Origin of the sequence: Thermogutta terrifontis, from assembly GCF_002277955.1 — a bacterium.
GTDB lineage: Bacteria > Planctomycetota > Planctomycetia > Pirellulales > Thermoguttaceae > Thermogutta > Thermogutta terrifontis.
The window spans coordinates 4,599,224-4,618,755 of record NZ_CP018477.1; the positions used below are offsets into that span (position 1 = coordinate 4,599,224).

Consider the following 19,532-nt stretch of genomic DNA (forward strand, 5'->3'; position numbering starts at 1 on the left):
TGAAACGGAGCCCTGCAACATCGGCTGCCCTCCTACTTTGCGGGCCCCAGGCGTGTTGTCCTGTCCGCGCGATTTGTCCATACTGTGAAATTTAGTACTGCGAGATCTGCCATAACGCGAATAAACGCAAGCTGGAAAGGTGCTCCGGAGGGTTCTCATGATGAGCTGTATTCGACCTGGCCACGTGACATGTATGCTTATCGTTTTCGCTGTGGGAAGCGTGACTGGACCGGTTAGCGCGGAATCTCCCAATGATGCCCGGCCCCAATCACGGTACGTCCAGATCAGCGGAATCTATCCTCACCTGGCGGTTTTCAACCAACCTGCCGACCCGGCCGATCGTCCGAACCACGGGGAATGCGGGATTGGCGCCATGGCTGTCTGGGCCGACCGGCTTTGGTATCTCACCTATCCTCAGCACAAAACCCAGGGTAGCAACGATAAGCTCTACGAGCTGGATGCAGCGATGAACGTCCGCATCCGGCCGGAAAGCGTGGGCGGAACGCACGCCGGCCGATTGATCCATCGAGAGTCTCAGCAACTCATTCTTGGGCCGTACTTCATAGACCGGGATCGGAACGTTCGCGCCGCCGATCTGCGCGAGTTACGTGGCCGAATGACCGCCATCATGCGGCATCTCGAGGATCCCGCTCACAAGGTCTATTTCTACGACATGGAGGGCGCCCTGTATGAAGTGGATGTGAACTCCCTCGATGTCCGGCGGCTGTTTGTCAAGCCGGTCCCGGGATGGCACGGTAAAGGCGGCTACACGGCCCAGGGCCGCCTCGTTATTGCCAACAATGGAGAAGCAGGACCGGCCAGCGGGTACAAGAATCTCCTCGTGGGAGGACCGGCCAAAGGCGAAGAAGCGGGCGTGCTGGCCGAGTGGGATGGCACAACCTGGCGGATCGTCGAACGCAAACAATTCTGTGATGTGACCGGGCCGGGAGGAATCGAAGGAAGCCCGGATGACACAACGCCGCTCTGGGCCATCGGTTGGGACAAGCGATCCGTGATCCTCAAATTGCTTGACCACGGCACGTGGTTCACATTCCGATTGCCCAAAGGAAGCCATACGTTCGATCCAACTCATGGCTGGTTTACGGAGTGGCCGCGAATTCGTGAAATTGCGCCCGGACGATGGATGATGTGTATGCACGGGCAGATGTTCGACTTTCCCCCGCATTTTTCGGCTGCCAACCGGCAGGGCATTCGGCCGATGTGCACCCATTTGCGGATCATTCCCGATTTCTGCCACTGGCAGGGCCGGGTCGTCCTTGGTGCGGACGACGCCTCGATGATGAACAATCCCCTCTGCGGCCAGGCCCAATCCAATCTCTGGTTTGGATCCGTGGAAGAGCTTTATCGTTTCGGACCAGCCGCCGGTTGGGGCGGTCCATGGGTCAATGACGCGGTCACGGCCGACACGCCCTCGGAGCCTTACCTCTTTGCCGGATACAGCCAGCGCGTCGTCCATCTTGCGCACGATGCTGACCAGGTCGTGACATTCACGTTCGAGTTTGATCGGGAAGGCAATGGCACCTGGACGGCCGGGCCATCGGTCACCATTCCCCCGCGCAGCTATGGCTGGTTTATCTTTGATCCCGATGAGAAAGCCGAATGGATCCGTGTTAAAAGCTCGGCCGACTGCCACGCCACGGTGTATTTCCACTATTTCACCCCGCGGATCGAACAGCAAAGCGAGCGGGCAATCTTTCAGGGGTTGGCGGATGTGGATGGGCAGGTCGCTTCCTGGGGCGGACTGATCCGTCCGGCAACGCATAATCGATCCCTGCAATTTCTTGCCCAGCGTGTGACGCCAGATGGCAAGCAGACCGAAGAGGGATACTTCGAGGTCGATATCACTCCCGAAGGCCGTCCAATCGTACAAAAGCCGGCGGATGATCGCACGCAGGAAGTGAAGCAAATCGCCACTTTCAAAAGCGATTTTACGGTGGATGAGGGGTCGGCCATCGTGGTGGATGGCGATGGTCGCCGGTGGCGATTACCCAAGGGAAACCCGGCTTTTGAAAAGTACCTGGGGCAGATGCGTGCGGTTCGGGAGGTGGCCACCGAACGGTTTCTGGCCCACATTTTGGGAACGTTTTACGAAGTCCCGCGCGATCCACGAAACCAACCAGATTGGTCCCGTATGAAGCCCGTGGCTTCGCACCGTAAACGGATTGTGGACTTTTGCTCGTGGCGGGGACTGCTCGTGCTTGCGGGGGTTCGCACAGACGCCGGCGATGACGGCCACGTCTTTGCCACACCGGAAAAGCCCGCGCTGTGGTTTGGTGCTCTGGATGATCTCTGGAAACTGGGGCGACCCTGTGGAGAAGGTGGTCCCTGGGTGAATACCCCAGTGGAGCCTCAGGACGTTTCTGATCCCTTCCTTATGACGGGATACGAGCGGAAGTGCCTGAAGCTGTCGCACACGGCTTCGGAGAGCATCCGGTTCACCGTGGAGGTAGATTTTGACCATCGCGGTTTCCATCCGATGCTGGCGATTGACGTGCCGCCGGGACAGACCATCACGTACGAATTTCCACGGGGATTCCATGCGCATTGGGTGCGATTCCGGGTAAATCGGCCGTGCCGCGCCACGGCGTGGCTGACCTACGGCGTGTACGACGCGGAAACTGGCCAGGTTTCCGCTGCTTTGACCCATCCGTGAATGATTGATCGAGGGAGGGGCCATTCATGCCGACGCATTCGATGCGGTGCTTGGTAGGGGCAATTCATGAGTTATTCCTACCGGTGGACAGCTTGTCGTGGTTCCGGCAAAGCACCACCAATCGCCAAGGTTGTGAAGGCTAAAGCCTTCACCGAAAAGCGGCGATGAATCGCCGCACTCCATGGAGTCGGAGGGGCACGCTCGTCGTGCCCGGTGAAGGGCAATGGGTCATCGATCCGTGTTGATCGGACGTGACAAGCACGTCCCTCCGGAAGGTCGGAGGGGCACGCTTGTCGTGCCCGGTGAAGCGGCCATCGATGATCGAACGCCCAACGACGGACCCGACAAGCGGGTCCCTCCGAAAGTGTTGTAGGGGCAATTCATGAATTGCCCGTACCAGGAGGAGCCTCGTGGAAGCGCGAATTGGTAAAATTTGGACATCGTGGGGGGTGTGACGGAAGCAGCGCGAGCGGATCTTTCGCAGAGAAGCGGTCTGCCGTTTCCGCCCATCATTGAATAAGCCCGCGAGCCGGTTAAACAATTTCGTCCAAATTGATGGCCGGGGAGGTAGGCGGTAGGCTGGCGGTGGCATTTTGGCGGGCGGTGGCCACTTTCTCCAGCCACTGAAGCCGCTTTTCCCATGCCGTCCGCAATGTCGGAAGTGTTCCATCCGGGTTCTCTTCACCCCACAGTTCAAGCCGCCGTAACCGTTGTTGATAAAAGCTGAGCAGATCCACCGCCTCGTCGGGCTCCACACCGGCCTCACTCAGGTCGGTGCGGATTTTGGCCAGCTCATTGAACTCGGCATCGGTGATCAGTCCCGCATCTCGCATTTTCTCCAGCATCTCTGAAAACTGTCGGGGCGTGATGTGCGTTACATCGTAACTTTCGAGGATGCGCCGCGCGACAGAGAGCCGCCCCTCATCGCCTGTCAACAGGCCAGTAAGAAGTGTGCTCGGAGATTCGTTTTCGGCAGTCTGCCCGGTTTGCGCAGCCTCTGTTTGGCCCGTGCGTGATGAAGGTCCCAGACCACCAGTCAGCAAGCCGCGAATGAATAATCCTGGAATCTGCATGATTGTCTCGCCTTGTTATGCTCGGTTGATTCGGTCGAGTCGCCGGGACTGAAATACTTCCGAACACCACACCGCACGTGGAGGATTTCACCTGCGATATGTCCAGCGAAAACACGCTCTGCTGCCGCAAGCCGTCAGATCACTCCCGGTGTCACAATCCCATGGAGCGACCGTCTTGCAAAGGCCGTGCCGAGAGCCATGTATAAGCCGTCCCATTCGCGTTGAACGCACTATGGCACGTTCACACCGCCCAAATACGCCCCAAATTAGAAAAGGCTGGCGCTAAAAGCAGTAATTTTCAGAATGTGGATAAGCCTTCGGGCGGTGCGCTTAGCCTGAGGGAGTTGGCTTCTACCCGGCATCCGAAGTATCCCTCATTTCTGAACCCACGGCGGCGGTTGGCGAAAGTTGCCGGTCGTTCGGCAAGTTCTGCCCGTTTTCCTACTGGGAGAAATCGCCGAAGAGCTATCGCACAAGATGTTCACAACGTCTTACCCGACAGATCAGGCACGGGGCCTTCCGGGACGATCGACAGCCCGTCGGATGCCCGCAGTGACAGTCGATACCGCGTTCCTGGAACGGCCTGGACGTACACGGCCTCTCCATGCGCGGCGCGGATACCCGCTTCGCGGGCTTTCGCCTCGTTTTTGGCAAACTCCCAGAACTGCGCCCATAATTCCCGCTCAAAATCTGACTTCACCTGACCGGTGCGATAGACAGCCGGCTGATCGTTCTCGCGATCGATGCGGACCCCACTGTCCGGGGCCTGGGAATTGCCGAAGATTCGCTGAAACAGGCAGAGAGAAGCCGCCCGCAGGGGATCGCCCTGTTCCACGAAGTGGTCAGCAAATTTGACCACCAGGGCATCCACATAAACCTTGTCACCCAGAACGGCGAAGGTTCGCGGAGGCTCAACCGGGCGGCCGTCGCTGTCCACCTCCACAAACCGCACCGTCGTTTTCACGGGTTGCCCTGCCTCATCCTTTTCCTGGGAAAGCACGTCCAGAAACGCAACCCGGCGGTCCACCTTGAGGAGCTGAATCGCCGTATTGAGCCGCTGGATCTCTTTCTCTTTCTTCTGAAGTTCCTCGCGGGCGGATTGCAGGTCGGACGTGAGTTGCGCGATCTGTGTTTCCTTCTGCGCCAGATCCGCCTGCTTGGCCTGCAATTCGACCGTTAGTCGGGCTACCTCGGATTCTTTTTCTGCCAGTTTTTTCTGGACTTCCTCCTGGGCGTGACGGGAACGCTCATAGAGCGTGTATCCAAAATACAGGCCCCCGCCCAGCACCGCGAGCAGGGCCAGGCTTACCAATGATGCCAGGATTGTCCGAACTGCTTCCAGAAGTTTCATGGTGTCTTTCTTATTAGCCTAAAACCCTCATCCAGATTCCGGTGAGAAAGGCCTCCACCGAGCCAAAATACCTCCCTTGTCGCCCTTCCCCTATCTTTCCGGCTGTCATTCTCGATAGAAACACCCCCAGGAATCATAGCATCTCCGGCAGACTTGGGCAGGGGTGGACATGGAGAGCGTCCCAACCCACTGGGCTTGAGCCGAGATGGGGCCGCTTCCCCCAAGGCGCTTGTTTCGTCGGAAAGGATGCGATCTCCGCCCGGCCATACCGGTCAGATCACCGGCATGAGGCTGCCCAGCGAGAGGGATGATTCAATCGCAGTAAGACTGTTGACGAGATAATCGATGTCTTGCGGCTCATGGAGTGCTGTCGGCACCAGCCGTAAGAGCGAGGTCCCCATTTTGACCGCGGGATAGGCGGCCGGGGCTCCCCAGATGCCGAATTTCTCCCGGAGTTGATACGCCCAATAGAGGGCCCTTGTGCCATTAGCGAGCACCGGGGTTATCGGCGATTGTGTCTCACCCAGTCGAAAACCGGCGTCACGCAGGCTCTGCTGGAGATGCCTCGTGTTTTGCCACAATTTCGCCCGGCGGTCGTCGGCTTTTTCCAGAAGTTCCAGGGCCACGCTGGTCGCTTCGGTCACCACCAATGGCAGAGCCTTGGTGAAAATATAGGTCGGGGCGTGATAACGGAGATAGGTGATCACTTCATACGGGCCGGCAACGAATCCACCGATGGTGCCGAATGCCTTGCTGAAAGTCCCCAGGTGGAGGTCCACTTCGTCCTGCACACCGAAGTGGAAAGGCGTTCCCCGACCCTGCGGGCCAAACACGCCGTTGGCGTGGGCATCGTCAACCAGCAGGCGGAAACCGTAGCGGCGGCGAAGATCCACGAGATCGGGGAGCGGCGCCAGGTCCCCCTGCATGCTGTACACGCCGTCCACCACCACAACACGCCCGCCCCGGGTCTGGGTGCGCTGGAGTAAGGTTTCCAAATGGTTGGCGTCATTATGCCGGAAAACACGGATGGTGGCGGCAGATGCCCTGGCGCCGAACTTGAGGGTGGCATGCGCGAACTCGTCGATGAAAAGCACATCCTCTGGACCGCAAAGCGCCGCCAAGGTGCCCATCATGGCCAGTGCACCGGCCGAGAAAACAATGGCTGCCTGCGTCTGTTTGAATCGCGCAAGTTTATCTTCCAACTCCAGGTGATGAGCCACAGTCCCCGTTAGCAGGCGCGACCCCATGGGCAACCCGATTCCGTATTCGGCCGCTACTTCCGCCGCCCGTTGCCGCACCGCCGGATGACTCGCTAACCCCAAATAGTCGTTGGACCCAAACTGGAGAATCCGCCTGCCGTCCACTTCCATCCAGGGGCCAGAATTGGCAGGAGGCGAAATGGCCGTATAAACGGCCTCCGCCAGTGCGCGGTCATCCGTCCTGCCATCGGTTTCAGCGTATGGATTCTCCAGAAACCGGTAGCACTTTTGAAAGACGTCAGACACTTCGAATCCCCTTTGACCCGTGGAATCCCCGTACTCGCGGAATTCACCTTGCTTGGTCGAAATCATGGTCGTCCTGCCACATTCACTATAGTGCAGGGAGCACCAAAATTCCACATTTTGTTCCAATACACCATTTTTCTTATTTTGACAGGCACACGTTGCCGCCGGCGTCTATTGCGTGTTTGATCCACCCACGCGGACAGCGCGAGTCATACAATCGATTCCATTCGTTAGAATCGGCTAGGAATCCTCGGATGAAATGCTTTATTTTCTAAAGATGCGGAACCGGGGCCGGAGGATACCAAGTCTCAAATTGCAGAAGGCTCAAAAAAGGCATCGGAAAGGCGTGGCGAGCGCGATTCGCCCGGTAGCGCAAAGGATGCGGTGCCACGATACCTCGTTCCGGCAGAAAATTTCCAGGCGATTTGCCGGCCCGGAATTGAGATTTAGATCAGTTCGTCAAAAAACGGGCTTCCGGCGATTGGCAGGGGCCCATGAGTGAGGCTTCACGGCAGCATTCAAGAAACATCAATAGAATCCCAGCTCTTCCCGGGCTTCCTCGGACATGCGATCGGGAGTCCAGGGCGGGCTGAGGACGACCTCCACGGTCACTTCCCCCACCTCTTCCCCGAGCTGCTTGAGTACGTCCTTAACGTCCTGAACCATTTGCGGCCCGGAGGGACATGCAGGGCTGGTCAGCGTCATCTTCACGTGGATGTTGGATTTGCCGTTTTCCTCGGTGACCAGCACCTCGTAGACAAGTCCGAGGTTGACAAGGTCAATCCCGATTTCGGGATCTCGCACCTGTTTGAGGGCTTCCCAGACAGTCTCTTCCCGGATCCCCACGCCAGGTCCTCCACCAGTCAAGCCGATTCGTTCACTTCGATATACACGTCTTCCCCTTGAACCACGACCTTGTGGGCAGTCACACCCTTGACCGCCGGCATGGTTTTGGCGTGCCCCGTGCGGATGTCAAATTGGGCCCCGTGCCGCGGACAGATGATGGTGTAACCTCGGAGCTCGCCTTCTGCCAGCGGACCGCCATCGTGAGTACACACATCGTCAATCGCCCAAAATGTCCCCGAGACGTGAAAAAGGGCGATCATGCGACCGTTGACATCAAACACCGCCTTGCCTGGATCAGGAAGATCGGAGACACGACACACTTTGACCAACTCACCCATTCAAACGTCCTCTCGGAGTCAAAGTTGTTTGTTCTCTCTTGTATCCGCGCTCTCAACGGATATCGCTAACCGTGCAACACTGGCCTCCTGAAAAATCCGCCTGTGGAAAGACCATCTGAGAATGCCGGGCAGGTGAAACCTGCTTCAATCGCGGCTCCGATATTCCCGCACCCGCTGCTGAATGATATCCCCCAGCGCCTCCCGCACACTATCGATCGTGATGCGATCCAGCACCTGCTGGAAAAATCCCGTCACCACCAGGCGAGTTGCTTCCCGCCGGGTAAGTCCGCGGGTTTGGGCATAGAAAATCTCTTCCTCGTCCACACGTCCGGCGGTGGCTCCGTGGGTACAGCGGACATCGTCGGCCAGAATCTCCAATCCCGGAATACAGTCCACCCGCGCGGTATCGCTCAGCATGAGGTTGTCATTCCGCTGATAGCCGTCCGATCGGATGGCACCTGGCTCCACCCGAATCATCCCACGCCACACCAGGTGGGCATGGTCCTGGAGCGCTCCTTTGTAGAGCAGGTCGCTTTTGGTCTGGCCCGTTCGGTGGTCCTGACGGGTATGGTAGGCAAGATGCTGCCGATCTTCGGCGAACATCACGCCGTTGACGATCGCTTCACTCTCCGGACCATTCAGCACGACTTCCTGGTTGACCTTGGCCAGCCGACCGCCCAGCGCCCCGAGGGTCCATTCCATGAACGCCCGTTCTGCCACCTCGGCCTTTTGTCGGGCAAAGTGGAAAGTTTTCTGATTCCAGTTCTGAAAATTGACGTACCGCAATCTGGCCCCCGGTCGGACGAAAATCTCAATTCCTCCGCAGAAGAGGCCCTCTGCCGCAGGATCCAGGCTGGTGGTTTCGGTAACCACGGTGGCCTCGGCCTCTTCATCGACGACGATGAGCGTGTGGCCGACGTCGGCCTGGTTGGCGGCCAGAGCCGCCACGTGAAGGATTGGCTTTTCCACTTTCAGGCCGGGCGGGACGTAGATGAAGGTTCCGCCTGTCCAAAAAGCAGCATGGAGCGCGGAGAATTTGTCCGTGCGCCACTCGAACAGGCTCCACAAATGCTGTCGGATCAACTCCTCATGCGGGCCTGAAAGGGAATCTTCCAGACACTCAACGACCAACCCTTTCTCAAGCAGATCCTCTTCCACGCTGCTGGAAATTTTCCGACCATTGAGAGACACAATCCGCCCGGCCGTTTCCAGACGCGGAGCAAGCGCCGAGGGAACTTCCGGCAGAGGATCTGGGACCGGCGCCCAGCAGACGAAGTTTTCCAGATGGAAGATCCGCAGTTCTGTCCTCCGCCATTCCTCCATGCTCCGATTGGGCCAGGGAAGTTCCTGAAAGGTTTCAAACGCCCGCAATCGGAACTCCCGGGACCACTCGGGCTGAGGGCGCGGCAGAATGACGTTCTGGAAACCCTCCGCGGTGAAATGCAAGTCCTGCTTTAAATCGGGAAGAACCATGGCACTTGTGGCATTACAAAGGGAAATCTGATACCCCACTCCAATGACGCTCGCCCATCGATCAGCCCACACTTCCCTCCATTTGCAGCGCGATCAGGCGATTCATTTCCACGGCGTATTCCATAGGAAGTTCTTTCACGAGCGGTTCAATGAAACCGGCCACAATCATGGTGCTGGCTTCCGATTCGGTGAGACCGCGGCTGCATAGATAGAAGAGTTGTTCTTCCCCGATCTTGGAAACGCTGGCCTCGTGGCCAATCATGACATCCTGCTCTTCCAGCTCGATATACGGATAGGTGTCGCTTCGGCTGTAAGGATCGAGGATCAAAGCGTCGCACACGACGTTGGATTTGGACTTTTTGGCGCCTCGCTCGATCTTGACCAATCCGCGATAGCTGGAGCGGCCACCGGCTCGTGAAATCGACTTGGAAACGATACGGCTGGACGTGTACGGCGCTGCGTGGATGACCTTCGATCCGGCATCCTGGTGCTGGCCCTTGCCGGCAAATGCCACCGAGAGAATTTCTGCCCGAGCCCCCGGCTCGACCATGTACACCGCTGGATATTTCATGGTGAGTCGGCTTCCCAGATTGCCGTCCACCCATTCCACGAGGGCCTCGCCGTAGGCCACGGCGCGTTTGGTTACCAGGTTATAGATGTTGTTGGCCCAGTTCTGAATGGTAGTGTATCGGACGCGTGCCCCCCGCTTGGCGATCACCTCCACGACCGCCGCATGAAGACTCTCCGAGCTGTACATGGGGGCCGTGCACCCTTCCACATAATGACAGGACGCCCCTTCATCGACAATGATGAGCGTCCGCTCAAACTGACCCATCTGCGCCGCGTTGATGCGGAAATAGGCCTGAAGCGGATACTCGACGTGGACTCCCGGCGGAACATAAATGAAGGACCCGCCAGACCACACCGCCGAGTTCAACGCGGCAAACTTGTTGTCCGTGGGTGGGATGACCGTCCCAAAATATTCGCGGACCAGGTCCGGATACTCGCGGACCGCTGTATCCATGTCCGTGAAGATCACTCCCCGCTTGGCAAGGTCTTCACGCAGCGACCCGTACACGACTTCGCTCTCGTACTGGGCCTTGACCCCCGCGAGGAATTTCTTCTCGGCCTCGGGAATACCCAACCGGTCAAAGGTTTTCTTGATTTCTTCGGGCAATTCATCCCAGGAATGGCCCTGACGCTCGGTCGGTTTGATGTAGTAGTAGATATCCTGGAAGTTCACATCGATGTGACCGCCCCAGGTGGGCATGGGCTTCGATTCGAAGATCTCCAGCGCTTTGAGGCGAAACTCCCGCATCCACTGGGGTTCGTTCTTGATCGCGGAAATCTCCGCGACGATGTCGCGATCGAGCCCCTTCCGGGCACGGTAAACGTATCGCTCTTCGGCGCGAAAATCGTATTTATTGATTTCGCCGATGACGTCCACTTTGGTAGCCATGAAATGCTCCTCCCAATCAGGAGAGTTGGCAGTTTGCTTGAGTTTCTATCTGAATGGTCACAATGGGGCTGCTTAAACCGCCTCTTTGCCGGCCATGGCGGCCTCTTCCGCTGCGATTTCGGGATACTTTTCCCGAAGCTGGTCATACCCTTCGCGATGGAGTTTTTCCGCCAATTCGGGGCCACCCGTCTCGACAATCCGGCCGGCCAGCATCACGTGCGTGTAATCCGGCGGATTGTGTTCCAGAAGTCGCTCGTGATGGGTGATGATGAGCAGGCCCATCTGCCGGGCCCCGATTTCCGCAATACTCTGACTGGCAAGGCGCACGGCGTCCACGTCCAGGCCACTGTCTGTTTCGTCCAGGATGGCAAATTTGGGGCGAAGCAGCGCCATCTGCAGGATCTCCGCCCGCTTCATCTCACCCCCGGAAAAACCATCATTGACATATCGACGGGCAAATTCGGGATCCATGCGGAGCATTTCCATCTTTTCCCGCAATTCCTTGCGGAACTCCCGCATGGGGATCAGCTCTTCGCCTTCTTTCCGGTTTGGGTTGCGGATGTTGGAAACCGCATGCCGGAGGAAATCGGCCAATCGCACGCCGGGAATCGCCACAGGCCGCTGAAACGCCATAAACAGCCCACGACGCGCCCGTTCGTGCGGCTCCAGATGTGTGATATCCTCCCCATCCAGCTCGATCCGCCCCTGCGTGATTTCGTACCGGGGATGCCCCATGATCGCCAGCCCGAGGGTCGTTTTCCCCGACCCGTTGGGCCCCATCAGAGCGTGAATCTCTCCTCGCCGGATGGTCAAATTCACGCCCTTGAGAATTGGTTTCCCATCCACACTGACATGCAAATCAATGACGGAAAGAGTTTCTGGGTTCATGTGCGGTCGTTTTTCTTTCGTTTCTGCAATCACGTTCCTGCAACCTTCTTCACCTGTTGATGACGGAATACGAGGGTTGATTCGGGGATATCGACGTAGCCGGTGTGTTGAGGAATCGGCAGCTTCTCAACATCTTCCGTGCCGGATGCCCTGCGGATTTTTTGCAGTTGAATCTTTTCCTGAAGCCGCATCAAACCTTCCAGGAGCGCTTCCGGCCGGGGAGGACACCCAGGCACATAAACATCCACGGGGACCACCAGATCGACGCCTTTAACAACGTGGTAGCCATACTCAAAGTAGGGACCACCACCTAGCGTGCAGGCCCCCATGGCAATCACGTATTTCGGCTCCGGCATCATATCATAGAGCCGACGTACGCGACTGGCCATCTTGAAAGTGACTGTTCCCGCCACGATCATCAAATCCGCCTGCCGTGGGGTGCCGCGAAATGCGCCCGCCCCAAATCGATCAATGTCATAGCGACTGGCACCGGTGGCCATCATCTCGATTGCGCAACAGGCCAGCCCGAATGTCAGCGGCCACAAGCTCCCCTGGCGGGCCCAGTTAATGGCCTGCTCCAGGCTCGTGATCACCAAACCGTCCTCAAATCGACCTTCAATCCACGGCTGCGTCATCTTTTTCTCAGTTCCTGGCTCTTCCCCGCTACTAATGACGGCTGCTTCCCACCATTCATGTGGAATCTTCCCCGGCACCGCCAGCCCAACCTGTTTACTATACTTGACGGCTCACTCACCGGTCCACCGTTCAAGTGTCCCCACAGACCACCTCGAACCGACACCGGTGACCGCCATCCCGGCGACACTCGGCCAGGTGGACCGACGTCCCTAAGAGCTCACTGAGCCAGAGACGCTCGAATTCGCAGATTGACGGGTCCACTTCCGCCAGATCGGGATACGGACAGGCGGCAGCCACCAGCGACGGCGTCCTTTGGCCCGAACCGTTACCAGAATTGGGAGCGCCACTGAAGTTCGCCGTTACACCCCTTTCCTCAGAGGGTTCCGCGCCCCCAAACCCATTGTTACTCGCGTGGCTGTTGGCTGCGGACGCTGTTTCCCCCTCGATGACAAACGGCAGCCGCCGCTGTCCCAGGATACGCACGACGTCACTCATGCGTTCCGATGTCGTGAGCCCACTCATCTGGGGGAGGTACATTCGGGTGAGTTCCTCGGCTACCATGCTGATAATCCGTTGTTGGGTGGCGTCGTCGGGAAATCTGCGGATGGCATGCCACAATGCGCAGGCCAAATCCGCGTAGTTGGATCCAATCCGCAGTCGCCCCTTACCGGTGATTCGGTACACGTGTCTTGGTCGGCCGCGACCCTCCCGCTGGACGAATCGATCCACCAATCCCTCGGCCACCAGGCGTCCCAGCCGCTGTCGCACGGCCGTCGGGGTGACTGAGAAATGCCGCGCGAGCTGGGAGACCGTCGCCGGACCGGCAGTGCGGAGGTAATCGAGAATGTCAATATCGGATTCCACAACGACACCACTCATGAATCTCTCCCCTGCGGGCAGCTTCAAAGGGCCGGACGATGCGGAGTGCGGCACCCGCCAGGTCGGTCCTGGAAACCCTGCCCATGGTTATCCTACGCTTTTGCGATATTTTAGGCAAGGAGAATTGCGAAAATTCCGTTAGCACCCTCACGCCGGGCTGGGCTGCGGTCCATTTGGGAGAAAAGTTGGGCCCTGGCGACTTGAGACTTCGACAACGAAGTAGGGTGCCGAAATCGGATGTTCCTTCAATGAAGCTTTTGACGTTCAGGGCGGGATCAACGTGCAGGGGCTCTCCGCAAGCAGTAGATAGCTCTAATTACGTAACCGCCTTGTTGAGGCGCTGGTCCGCAACGGCAAGGCGGCCGGGTACGGTACTATTTACCACGCCAGCATTCTGATTGGTGTGGGGGAATTGGATTCCACAACGTTCAACTGTGGACGTGACAAGCATGTCCCTCCACGCCAGATCCCGGTTCTCCACGAAGCGCCATGGCGATTCGCATCCCTTCCTCGCGGTAGAAAAAGGAATGACTCCGGAGTTGCGCTCTTGAGCCTCAGTTTTGGGTGAGGATAATGTAAATTCTTCCCTATGATAGCCCTTTTTTGTTATCCCTAAATTTGACCACTTGCTCGGCAGGACAATATCGCTGCCGGATTGTCAGTCGCCTGTAGAGGACTGTTCATGCAACAGCGCACACAGCGAGAGACCTGGACAACCCGCCTGGGCGTCATTCTTGCGGTCACGGGAAGCGCCGTGGGGCTGGGAAATTTCCTGCGTTTTCCCGGGCTGGCTGCCCAGTACGGTGGCGGCGCATTCATGGTGGCCTATGTCTGTGCTTTTCTCTTTCTGGGCCTGCCCATCGCGTTTGCCGAATGGGCCATGGGTCGGTACGGCGGCATGCACGGGCACAACTCCTCACCGGGTATTTATCGCGTCATCTGGAAGAATCGTATAGCACCGTACTTTGGGGTGCTGGCGATGATCGTCCCGGTAGGCATTTACATGTATTACGTGTACATCGAAAGCTGGTGTCTGGCCTACGCCACGCGCTACCTTCTGGGTGCGATGAACTTCGGGGCGGATGCCCAGCGGTACAAGCAGTTCTTCGAGCATTTTGTGGGATTGCATGCCCACGGAGAATCTCTTTCCACGCCTGGCGAAGGTTTGCTCGGATCGGCTGTGTTTTTTCTGGTCGTCTGCTTCATTCTCAACTTCATCCTCATCTATCGAGGACTGAGTAAAGGCATCGAGTGGTTCTGCCGCTGGGCGATGCCGGCCCTTGTGATCTGCGCGGTGATCGTCCTGATCCGCGTGCTCACGCTGGGAACACCCGATCCCGCTAAGCCCGACCAGAACGTCCTCAACGGCCTGGGTTACATGTGGAATCCCGTGAAAACCCCCGCCATGCTCGCCCCCGGAGAAGTACCCAAATCATTCTGGGAAGGACTCGCCGATCCCGAAATGTGGATGAAAGCCGCGGGTCAGATCTTTTTCTCGCTCTCTGTAGGGTTCGGCATCATCATCACCTACGCGAGCTATGTGAAGAAGGATGACGACATTGCCCTGTCCAGCTTGACGGCCTGCGCAGGGAATGAATTCTGTGAAGTGGTGCTGGGCGGCCTGGTCACCGTTCCGGCAGCGTTTGTATTCCTCGGGCCTCAGATCGGCTCGCAATTGAGTAATCCCTTCGCCCTGGGATTTATGGCCCTTCCCAACGTGTTCAATCAGATGCCGGTGGGCCAGCTCTTCGGCTTTTTGTTCTTCTTCTTGCTTTTCCTTGCCGCGATCACCAGCTCGCTCTCCATGCTTCAACCGGCAGTGGCGCTGCTGGAAGAGGGCCTGGGGCTGAACCGCCGGGCGTCGGTTGCCGTCCTGGGGTTCATCACCGCCATCGGAGCGGCAGGAGTCGTTATCTTCTCCAAAGATTTCGTGGCCCTGGATACTCTCGACTTCTGGATCGGCACCTTCGCCATTTATTTGCTGGCCACCTTCCAGACGATTCTTTTCGGCTGGATCCTGGGAGTGGAAAAAGGCATGGCCGAGCTTCGCCGGGGAGCCGAGATCAAAATTCCCGAGTTTTACAAGTACATCATCAAGTATGTCACGCCGCTTTATCTTCTGGTGGTGTTCTTTCTCTGGTTGCGTCAAAACTTTGTGGTCACATCTCCGGAACAGAATCGTATCCGGCAGCTCTTTACCGATCCCGTCGTTGGGGGAATGGCTGTCTTCATCTTGGCCGTGGGAGTTCTTTTCGCCCTGTTGATCGCTCAGTCTGTGAAGAATTGGCGGCGGATCGAAGCCAGCCAGGAGGAGATCGTCATATGACACTGGGGGGCTGGATCGTCATGCTGCTGTCGGTAGGGGGAGCCACCGCGCTCCTGGTCTGGTGCCTATACAAGGTGCTGACCACGCCAGGGAGCGAAGAGCATCTGCATGGCCAGGTGGATATTCACACTCCCGACATGGATGCTGAGTAATACCATCTTTTTAATTGACTTTTCGATCCCTATTGAGGCTCTCGGAAATCCGTGACCGGGCGCGGAAATTCGCGCTGTTAGACCGGTTCACCTCGTCGGTTGGGCGGCGTTTTCTTTTCATAAACTTCGTTATATCAACAAGATACGACAGCATGCGGCTGCTTTTCGGTAAACGGTATCCTATTTGCGTTATCGTCCCAGCGACAGAAAGCTGTGAATTGCAACTGTAAAAATTGCTGCACGGGGTGACTCAATGGTCGGAACAACTCTAGAACTGCGAGGTTCGCCGTTCTTCCACGAGATTATTCGGGAAGTGCCCGGTGGCGAACGCATCGTCCGCTGCTTGCAATGCGGCACGTGTGGCGGAAGTTGCCCCAACGGGGCGGACATGGAATACACCCCCCGCACCATTTTCGCCATGATTGCCGCCAACGAGCGGGAGAAGGTCCTCAAAGCGAACACCATGTGGTTCTGCGTCTCCTGCTATTTCTGCGTCAGCCGCTGCCCGCAAAAGATCCCCATTACCGACATCATGTACGGACTCAAACGGATCGCCATCCGGGAGCGGATGTACCGCGATACCGACGCGCCGGCTCTCGCCAAGACCTTTACGGATCTGCTGGACAAATACGGCCGGAGCTTCGAGCTGGGCCTGGCTAGCCGGTATTACCTGTTCAACCGGCCGCTGGCCATGCTCAAGATGGGGCCCCTTGGGTTGTCCATGTTTACCCGGGGAAGAATGGCCCTGTCCCCAACACGCATTAAGAACATCGATCAGCTTCAAGCCATCATTCGCAAAGCACGCGAACTCGGAGGGCATCAGTCGTGAGATACGCCTATTACCCTGGTTGTTCCCTGGAATGCTCCAGTGCCGCTTACGACCTCTCCGTGCGGTCGGTGGCCGATCTTTTGGGTATCGAACTGCGGGAGATCGACGACTGGAACTGCTGCGGCGCTACCGAGTATTTCACGCAGGATGAACTGACGGCCTGTGCCGTCATCGCCCGCAATCTGGCCCTTGTGGAGCCGGACCTCAAACAGGTGGTGGCCCCGTGTGCCGCCTGCTACCTCAATCTCCGGAAGGTGGACCAGATCATGCAGGAACACCCGGAGATGGAAAAGAAGATTAACACCTGTTTGGCTGCCGGGGGCCTGCATTATGATCCCGGTCGGGTTCGCGTCCGGCACTTGCTTGATCTGCTCTACACGGACATCGGCGAGACGGCCATCAAGGACAAAGTGGTTCAGCCCCTGAATGGCCTTCGCGTGGCGTGCTACTACGGATGTCAGATCGTCCGCCCCTACAACGGCTTTGATAATCCGGAGCAGCCCACCAAGCTGGACGAACTCATGAAGTGGCTGGGGGCCGAAACGGTTGATTTCCCGGTCAAGGCCCATTGTTGCGGTGGGCACATGACACAGATCAGCGAGCCGCAGGCGTTCGAGCTCATCCGTCGCCTGCTTCACAACGCTGCTGAATACAAGGCGGACGTCATTGTCTGCATGTGCCCGATGTGCCAGCTCAATTTGGATGCCTATCAGAGCCGGGTCAACAGCTTCTTCGGCACAAACTACCAGATTCCTATCATCTTCTTCACCCAGCTTCTGGGAGTCGCCTTCGGTTTGGATTGGAAGAAGCTGGGCTTCGGCAAGGAGATCGTGCCGGCCGAACCGGTGCTCAAGAAGAAGCTCGCGGCCCCGGCCGCCACATGACCCCGAAAACGCGGTCGCTGGACGGTGAGGGACTTTCCGGGAGGGACAAAGCGGAACGGGAAATGGAAAAGATGCTGCCGACGCGAATCAGAGCCGCGTCGGAGAAAACTGAAGGAAGCCAACTCTGAAAATTAACAGCACACATCGATTTGAGGAGAGATTCCCCATGGCCGAACGCGTGGGCGTTTATGTCTGCCACTGTGGAAGCAATATTGCGGGCATGGTGGATGTGGAAGAGGTGGCCCGGTGGGCCGGTGCCAACCTCAAAGACGTCGTCGTCGCCCGGGATTACAAATTCATGTGTTCCTCTCTCGGTCAGGCGATGATCGAGGAGGACATCAAGAAGGAGGGACTGACCCGAGTGGTGGTGGCAGCCTGCTCGCCCCATCTGCATGAGAAAACTTTCCGCCGGGCGTGCGAGAACGCAGGCCTCAACCCCTATCTCTGCCAGATGACCAACATCCGTGAGCACGTTTCGTGGGTGTCCCGAGACCGCGCAAAGGCCACGGAAAAGGCCAAGGCCCTGGTGGCTGCCGCCGTCGAACGGGTCAAACGCCAGCAACCGCTGGAACCCTTCTTCGTGAAGGTCAACCCCGCCACGCTGGTCATCGGAGGTGGTATCGCGGGACTTCAGGCTACCCTGGAACTGGCCGACGCCGGTTATCCCGTGTATCTCGTGGAGCGCAGCCCCAGCATCGGCGGGCATATGGCCCAGTTCGATAAGACATTCCCCACGTTGGACTGCTCCGCGTGCATCCTGACACCGAAGATGTCCGAGGTGGGACAGCACCCCAATGTGACACTCCTCACCTACTCCGAGGTAGAAGAGGTGAGCGGGTCGGTGGGGCATTTCCGCGTGAAGGTACGCAAAAAGGCCCGCTACGTGGACGAAGAGAAATGCACAGGCTGCGGTATCTGTGTGGAAAAATGCCCACGCAAAGTGGTGGACGAAGATTTCGAGGCGGGGCTCGGCTATCGCAAGGCCATTTACACTCCATTCCCCCAGGCCGTGCCGAGGATCCCCGTGATCGATGTCAATTCGTGCATCTACTTTGAGCGTCAGAAGTGCCGGGCGTGCGAAAAGCTCTGCCCCACCGGCGCTATTAAGTTCGATCAACAGGATGAGCTCCTGGAACTGGAAGTCGGCAACATCATCGTGGCCACCGGCTGGAAAATGTTCGACTGCCGGAGGATTCCGCAGTACGGCTACGGAAGGCTGGCTAACGTCTTCACCGCTTTAGAGTTTGAAAGGATCTGCAACGCGGCCGGTCCGACGGGAGGGAAGATTGTGCTTCGGGACGGGAAGACGGAACCCCAGTCGGTGGCCATTATTCATTGCGTGGGCAGCCGGGACTCCAACCACAACGAATATTGCTCGGGTATCTGCTGCATGGCAGCACTAAAATTCGGGCACCTGGTGCTGGAGAAGACCAAAGCCGAAGTGTATTCCTTCTACATCGACATGCGGACGAACCAGAAGGGATACGAGGAGTTCTATCATCGCCTGCTGGAAGAAGGGATGCATTTCGTCCGCGGAAAGGTCGCGGAGGTCACGGATGCTGCACGCCGACCCGAAGAGGCAGGAAAGCTTATCATTCAGGTGGAAGATACTTTGATGGGGAAACAGCGTCGCATTCCCGTGGACATGGTCATTTTGATGGGGGCCCTGGAGCCCCAGGCGGACGCCAAGGAACTTGGCCTGAAACTGGGAATCTCGTGCAGTATGGCCGGTTGGTACACCGAGCGGCATCCCAAGCTCGATCCTGTGGCCACCATGACCGACGGCGTATTCGTGGCCGGTGCCTGCCAGGGACCGAAGGATATCCCGGCTTCGGTGGCGCAGGGTGCCGCTGCTGCCGCACGCGTGATGGCCATGATCACCAAGGGCAACGTCATGATCGAGCCGGTTGTGGCCTCGATCAACGAGGAAAAATGCTCCGGCTGCCGAATCTGCAATAACCTGTGTCCGTACAACGCGATTGAATTCGACGAAGAAAAACAGGTCAGCCGGGTCATCACCGCAATGTGCAAAGGGTGCGGGACATGCGTGGCCGCGTGCCCTGCCGGCGCTATCACCGGCGCCCATTTCAGCAACGAACAGGTGTTTGCCGAGATCGAGGGAATTCTCTGGGATGCGATCCACGGAAACGGTGGCCAGGCCAAGCAGCAAGCGGAGGCGGTTTCCGTGTGAATTTGCGGGCGAGACGATCGTTGCGAAT

16 protein-coding genes are annotated in these 19,532 nt (G+C 57.8%); 6 read left to right on the forward strand and 10 right to left on the reverse strand.

Features of this window, described 5'->3' with window-relative positions; all coding sequences use genetic code 11:
• The first annotated feature begins 157 nt into the window (after positions 1-157).
• Entirely contained in the window at positions 158-2,674 is a 2,517-nt protein-coding gene (locus tag THTE_RS17025) for a hypothetical protein (RefSeq protein WP_157732204.1), read from the forward strand.
• A 533-nt stretch (positions 2,675-3,207) separates the two neighbouring features.
• Here the strand turns inward: THTE_RS17025 and THTE_RS17030 are convergent.
• From THTE_RS17030 to THTE_RS17075, 10 genes are all read right to left on the reverse strand, one after another.
• Complete coding sequence (locus THTE_RS17030) at positions 3,208-3,747, reverse strand: hypothetical protein (RefSeq protein ID WP_095416570.1); 540 nt, start codon at positions 3,745-3,747, stop codon at positions 3,208-3,210.
• Positions 3,748-4,228: 481 nt separating this feature from the next.
• A complete protein-coding gene (locus tag THTE_RS17035; RefSeq protein WP_095416571.1) occupies positions 4,229-5,098 on the reverse strand; it encodes an OmpH family outer membrane protein in 870 nt (289 codons plus the stop codon).
• A 272-nt stretch (positions 5,099-5,370) separates the two neighbouring features.
• The gene (locus THTE_RS17040; protein ID WP_095416572.1) at positions 5,371-6,669 is read right to left on the reverse strand and encodes an aminotransferase class I/II-fold pyridoxal phosphate-dependent enzyme; all 1,299 of its coding nucleotides are present in this window, start codon (positions 6,667-6,669) and stop codon (positions 5,371-5,373) included.
• 462 nt (positions 6,670-7,131) lie between these two features.
• Complete coding sequence (locus THTE_RS17045; RefSeq protein WP_095416573.1) at positions 7,132-7,449, reverse strand: metal-sulfur cluster assembly factor; 318 nt, start codon at positions 7,447-7,449, stop codon at positions 7,132-7,134.
• Positions 7,450-7,466: 17 nt separating this feature from the next.
• Positions 7,467-7,787, reverse strand: coding sequence for a Rieske (2Fe-2S) protein (locus THTE_RS17050; protein WP_095416574.1), 321 nt, complete (start codon positions 7,785-7,787; stop codon positions 7,467-7,469).
• Positions 7,788-7,931: 144 nt separating this feature from the next.
• Positions 7,932-9,332, reverse strand: a complete 1,401-nt coding sequence (gene sufD / locus THTE_RS17055) for a Fe-S cluster assembly protein SufD (RefSeq protein WP_095416575.1) — start codon at positions 9,330-9,332, stop codon at positions 7,932-7,934.
• The gene (sufB, locus tag THTE_RS17060) at positions 9,322-10,719 is read right to left on the reverse strand and encodes a Fe-S cluster assembly protein SufB (protein WP_095416576.1); all 1,398 of its coding nucleotides are present in this window, start codon (positions 10,717-10,719) and stop codon (positions 9,322-9,324) included. Before sufB ends, sufD begins: the two co-directional genes overlap by 11 nt.
• 72 nt (positions 10,720-10,791) lie before the next feature.
• On the reverse strand, positions 10,792-11,607 hold the full coding sequence (gene sufC, locus THTE_RS17065) for a Fe-S cluster assembly ATPase SufC (protein ID WP_095416938.1): 816 nt from the start codon (positions 11,605-11,607) through the stop codon (positions 10,792-10,794).
• Between the two features lie 29 nt (positions 11,608-11,636).
• Positions 11,637-12,320, reverse strand: a complete 684-nt coding sequence (locus THTE_RS17070) for an NADH-quinone oxidoreductase subunit B (protein ID WP_338064584.1) — start codon at positions 12,318-12,320, stop codon at positions 11,637-11,639.
• A gap of 52 nt (positions 12,321-12,372) precedes the next feature.
• Positions 12,373-13,122: a helix-turn-helix transcriptional regulator gene (locus THTE_RS17075; protein ID WP_095416578.1), complete on the reverse strand. Its 750-nt coding sequence runs from the start codon at positions 13,120-13,122 to the stop codon at positions 12,373-12,375.
• A 682-nt stretch (positions 13,123-13,804) separates the two neighbouring features.
• On the opposite strand from THTE_RS17075, the gene THTE_RS17080 reads away from it, so the two are divergent.
• The 5 genes from THTE_RS17080 (at position 13,805) to THTE_RS17095 (ending at position 19,504) form a co-directional block, all read left to right on the forward strand.
• The gene (locus THTE_RS17080) at positions 13,805-15,448 is read left to right on the forward strand and encodes an SLC5/6 family protein (RefSeq protein ID WP_095416579.1); all 1,644 of its coding nucleotides are present in this window, start codon (positions 13,805-13,807) and stop codon (positions 15,446-15,448) included.
• Positions 15,445-15,600, forward strand: a complete 156-nt coding sequence (locus tag THTE_RS18235; protein WP_168175888.1) for a hypothetical protein — start codon at positions 15,445-15,447, stop codon at positions 15,598-15,600. Before THTE_RS17080 ends, THTE_RS18235 begins: the two co-directional genes overlap by 4 nt.
• A 253-nt stretch (positions 15,601-15,853) precedes the next feature.
• Positions 15,854-16,429 carry a 4Fe-4S dicluster domain-containing protein gene (locus tag THTE_RS17085; RefSeq protein ID WP_095416580.1) on the forward strand — a complete coding sequence of 192 codons (576 nt, stop codon included), beginning with the start codon at positions 15,854-15,856 and terminating at the stop codon, positions 16,427-16,429.
• A complete protein-coding gene (locus tag THTE_RS17090; protein ID WP_095416581.1) occupies positions 16,426-17,313 on the forward strand; it encodes a CoB--CoM heterodisulfide reductase iron-sulfur subunit B family protein in 888 nt (295 codons plus the stop codon). Before THTE_RS17085 ends, THTE_RS17090 begins: the two co-directional genes overlap by 4 nt.
• Before the next feature lie 166 nt (positions 17,314-17,479).
• Entirely contained in the window at positions 17,480-19,504 is a 2,025-nt protein-coding gene (locus THTE_RS17095; RefSeq protein WP_095416582.1) for a CoB--CoM heterodisulfide reductase iron-sulfur subunit A family protein, read from the forward strand.
• Positions 19,505-19,532 lie beyond the last annotated feature (28 nt).

Excerpts from the sequence above, each read along its gene's own strand:
- sufB (WP_095416576.1), bottom strand. The coding sequence starts at position 10,719 with ATGGCTACCAAAGTGGACGTCATCGGCGAAATCAATAAATACGATTTT.
- THTE_RS17075 (WP_095416578.1), bottom strand. The coding sequence starts at position 13,122 with ATGAGTGGTGTCGTTGTGGAATCCGATATTGACATTCTCGATTACCTC.
- THTE_RS17035 (WP_095416571.1), bottom strand. The coding sequence starts at position 5,098 with ATGAAACTTCTGGAAGCAGTTCGGACAATCCTGGCATCATTGGTAAGC.
- THTE_RS17080 (WP_095416579.1), top strand. The coding sequence starts at position 13,805 with ATGCAACAGCGCACACAGCGAGAGACCTGGACAACCCGCCTGGGCGTC.
- THTE_RS17085 (WP_095416580.1), top strand. The coding sequence starts at position 15,854 with ATGGTCGGAACAACTCTAGAACTGCGAGGTTCGCCGTTCTTCCACGAG.
- THTE_RS17040 (WP_095416572.1), bottom strand. The coding sequence starts at position 6,669 with ATGATTTCGACCAAGCAAGGTGAATTCCGCGAGTACGGGGATTCCACG.
- THTE_RS17050 (WP_095416574.1), bottom strand. The coding sequence starts at position 7,787 with ATGGGTGAGTTGGTCAAAGTGTGTCGTGTCTCCGATCTTCCTGATCCA.
- THTE_RS17025 (WP_157732204.1), top strand. The coding sequence starts at position 158 with ATGATGAGCTGTATTCGACCTGGCCACGTGACATGTATGCTTATCGTT.
- THTE_RS17095 (WP_095416582.1), top strand. The coding sequence starts at position 17,480 with ATGGCCGAACGCGTGGGCGTTTATGTCTGCCACTGTGGAAGCAATATT.
- sufC (WP_095416938.1), bottom strand. The coding sequence starts at position 11,607 with ATGAACCCAGAAACTCTTTCCGTCATTGATTTGCATGTCAGTGTGGAT.
- THTE_RS17030 (WP_095416570.1), bottom strand. The coding sequence starts at position 3,747 with ATGCAGATTCCAGGATTATTCATTCGCGGCTTGCTGACTGGTGGTCTG.
- THTE_RS18235 (WP_168175888.1), top strand. The coding sequence starts at position 15,445 with ATGACACTGGGGGGCTGGATCGTCATGCTGCTGTCGGTAGGGGGAGCC.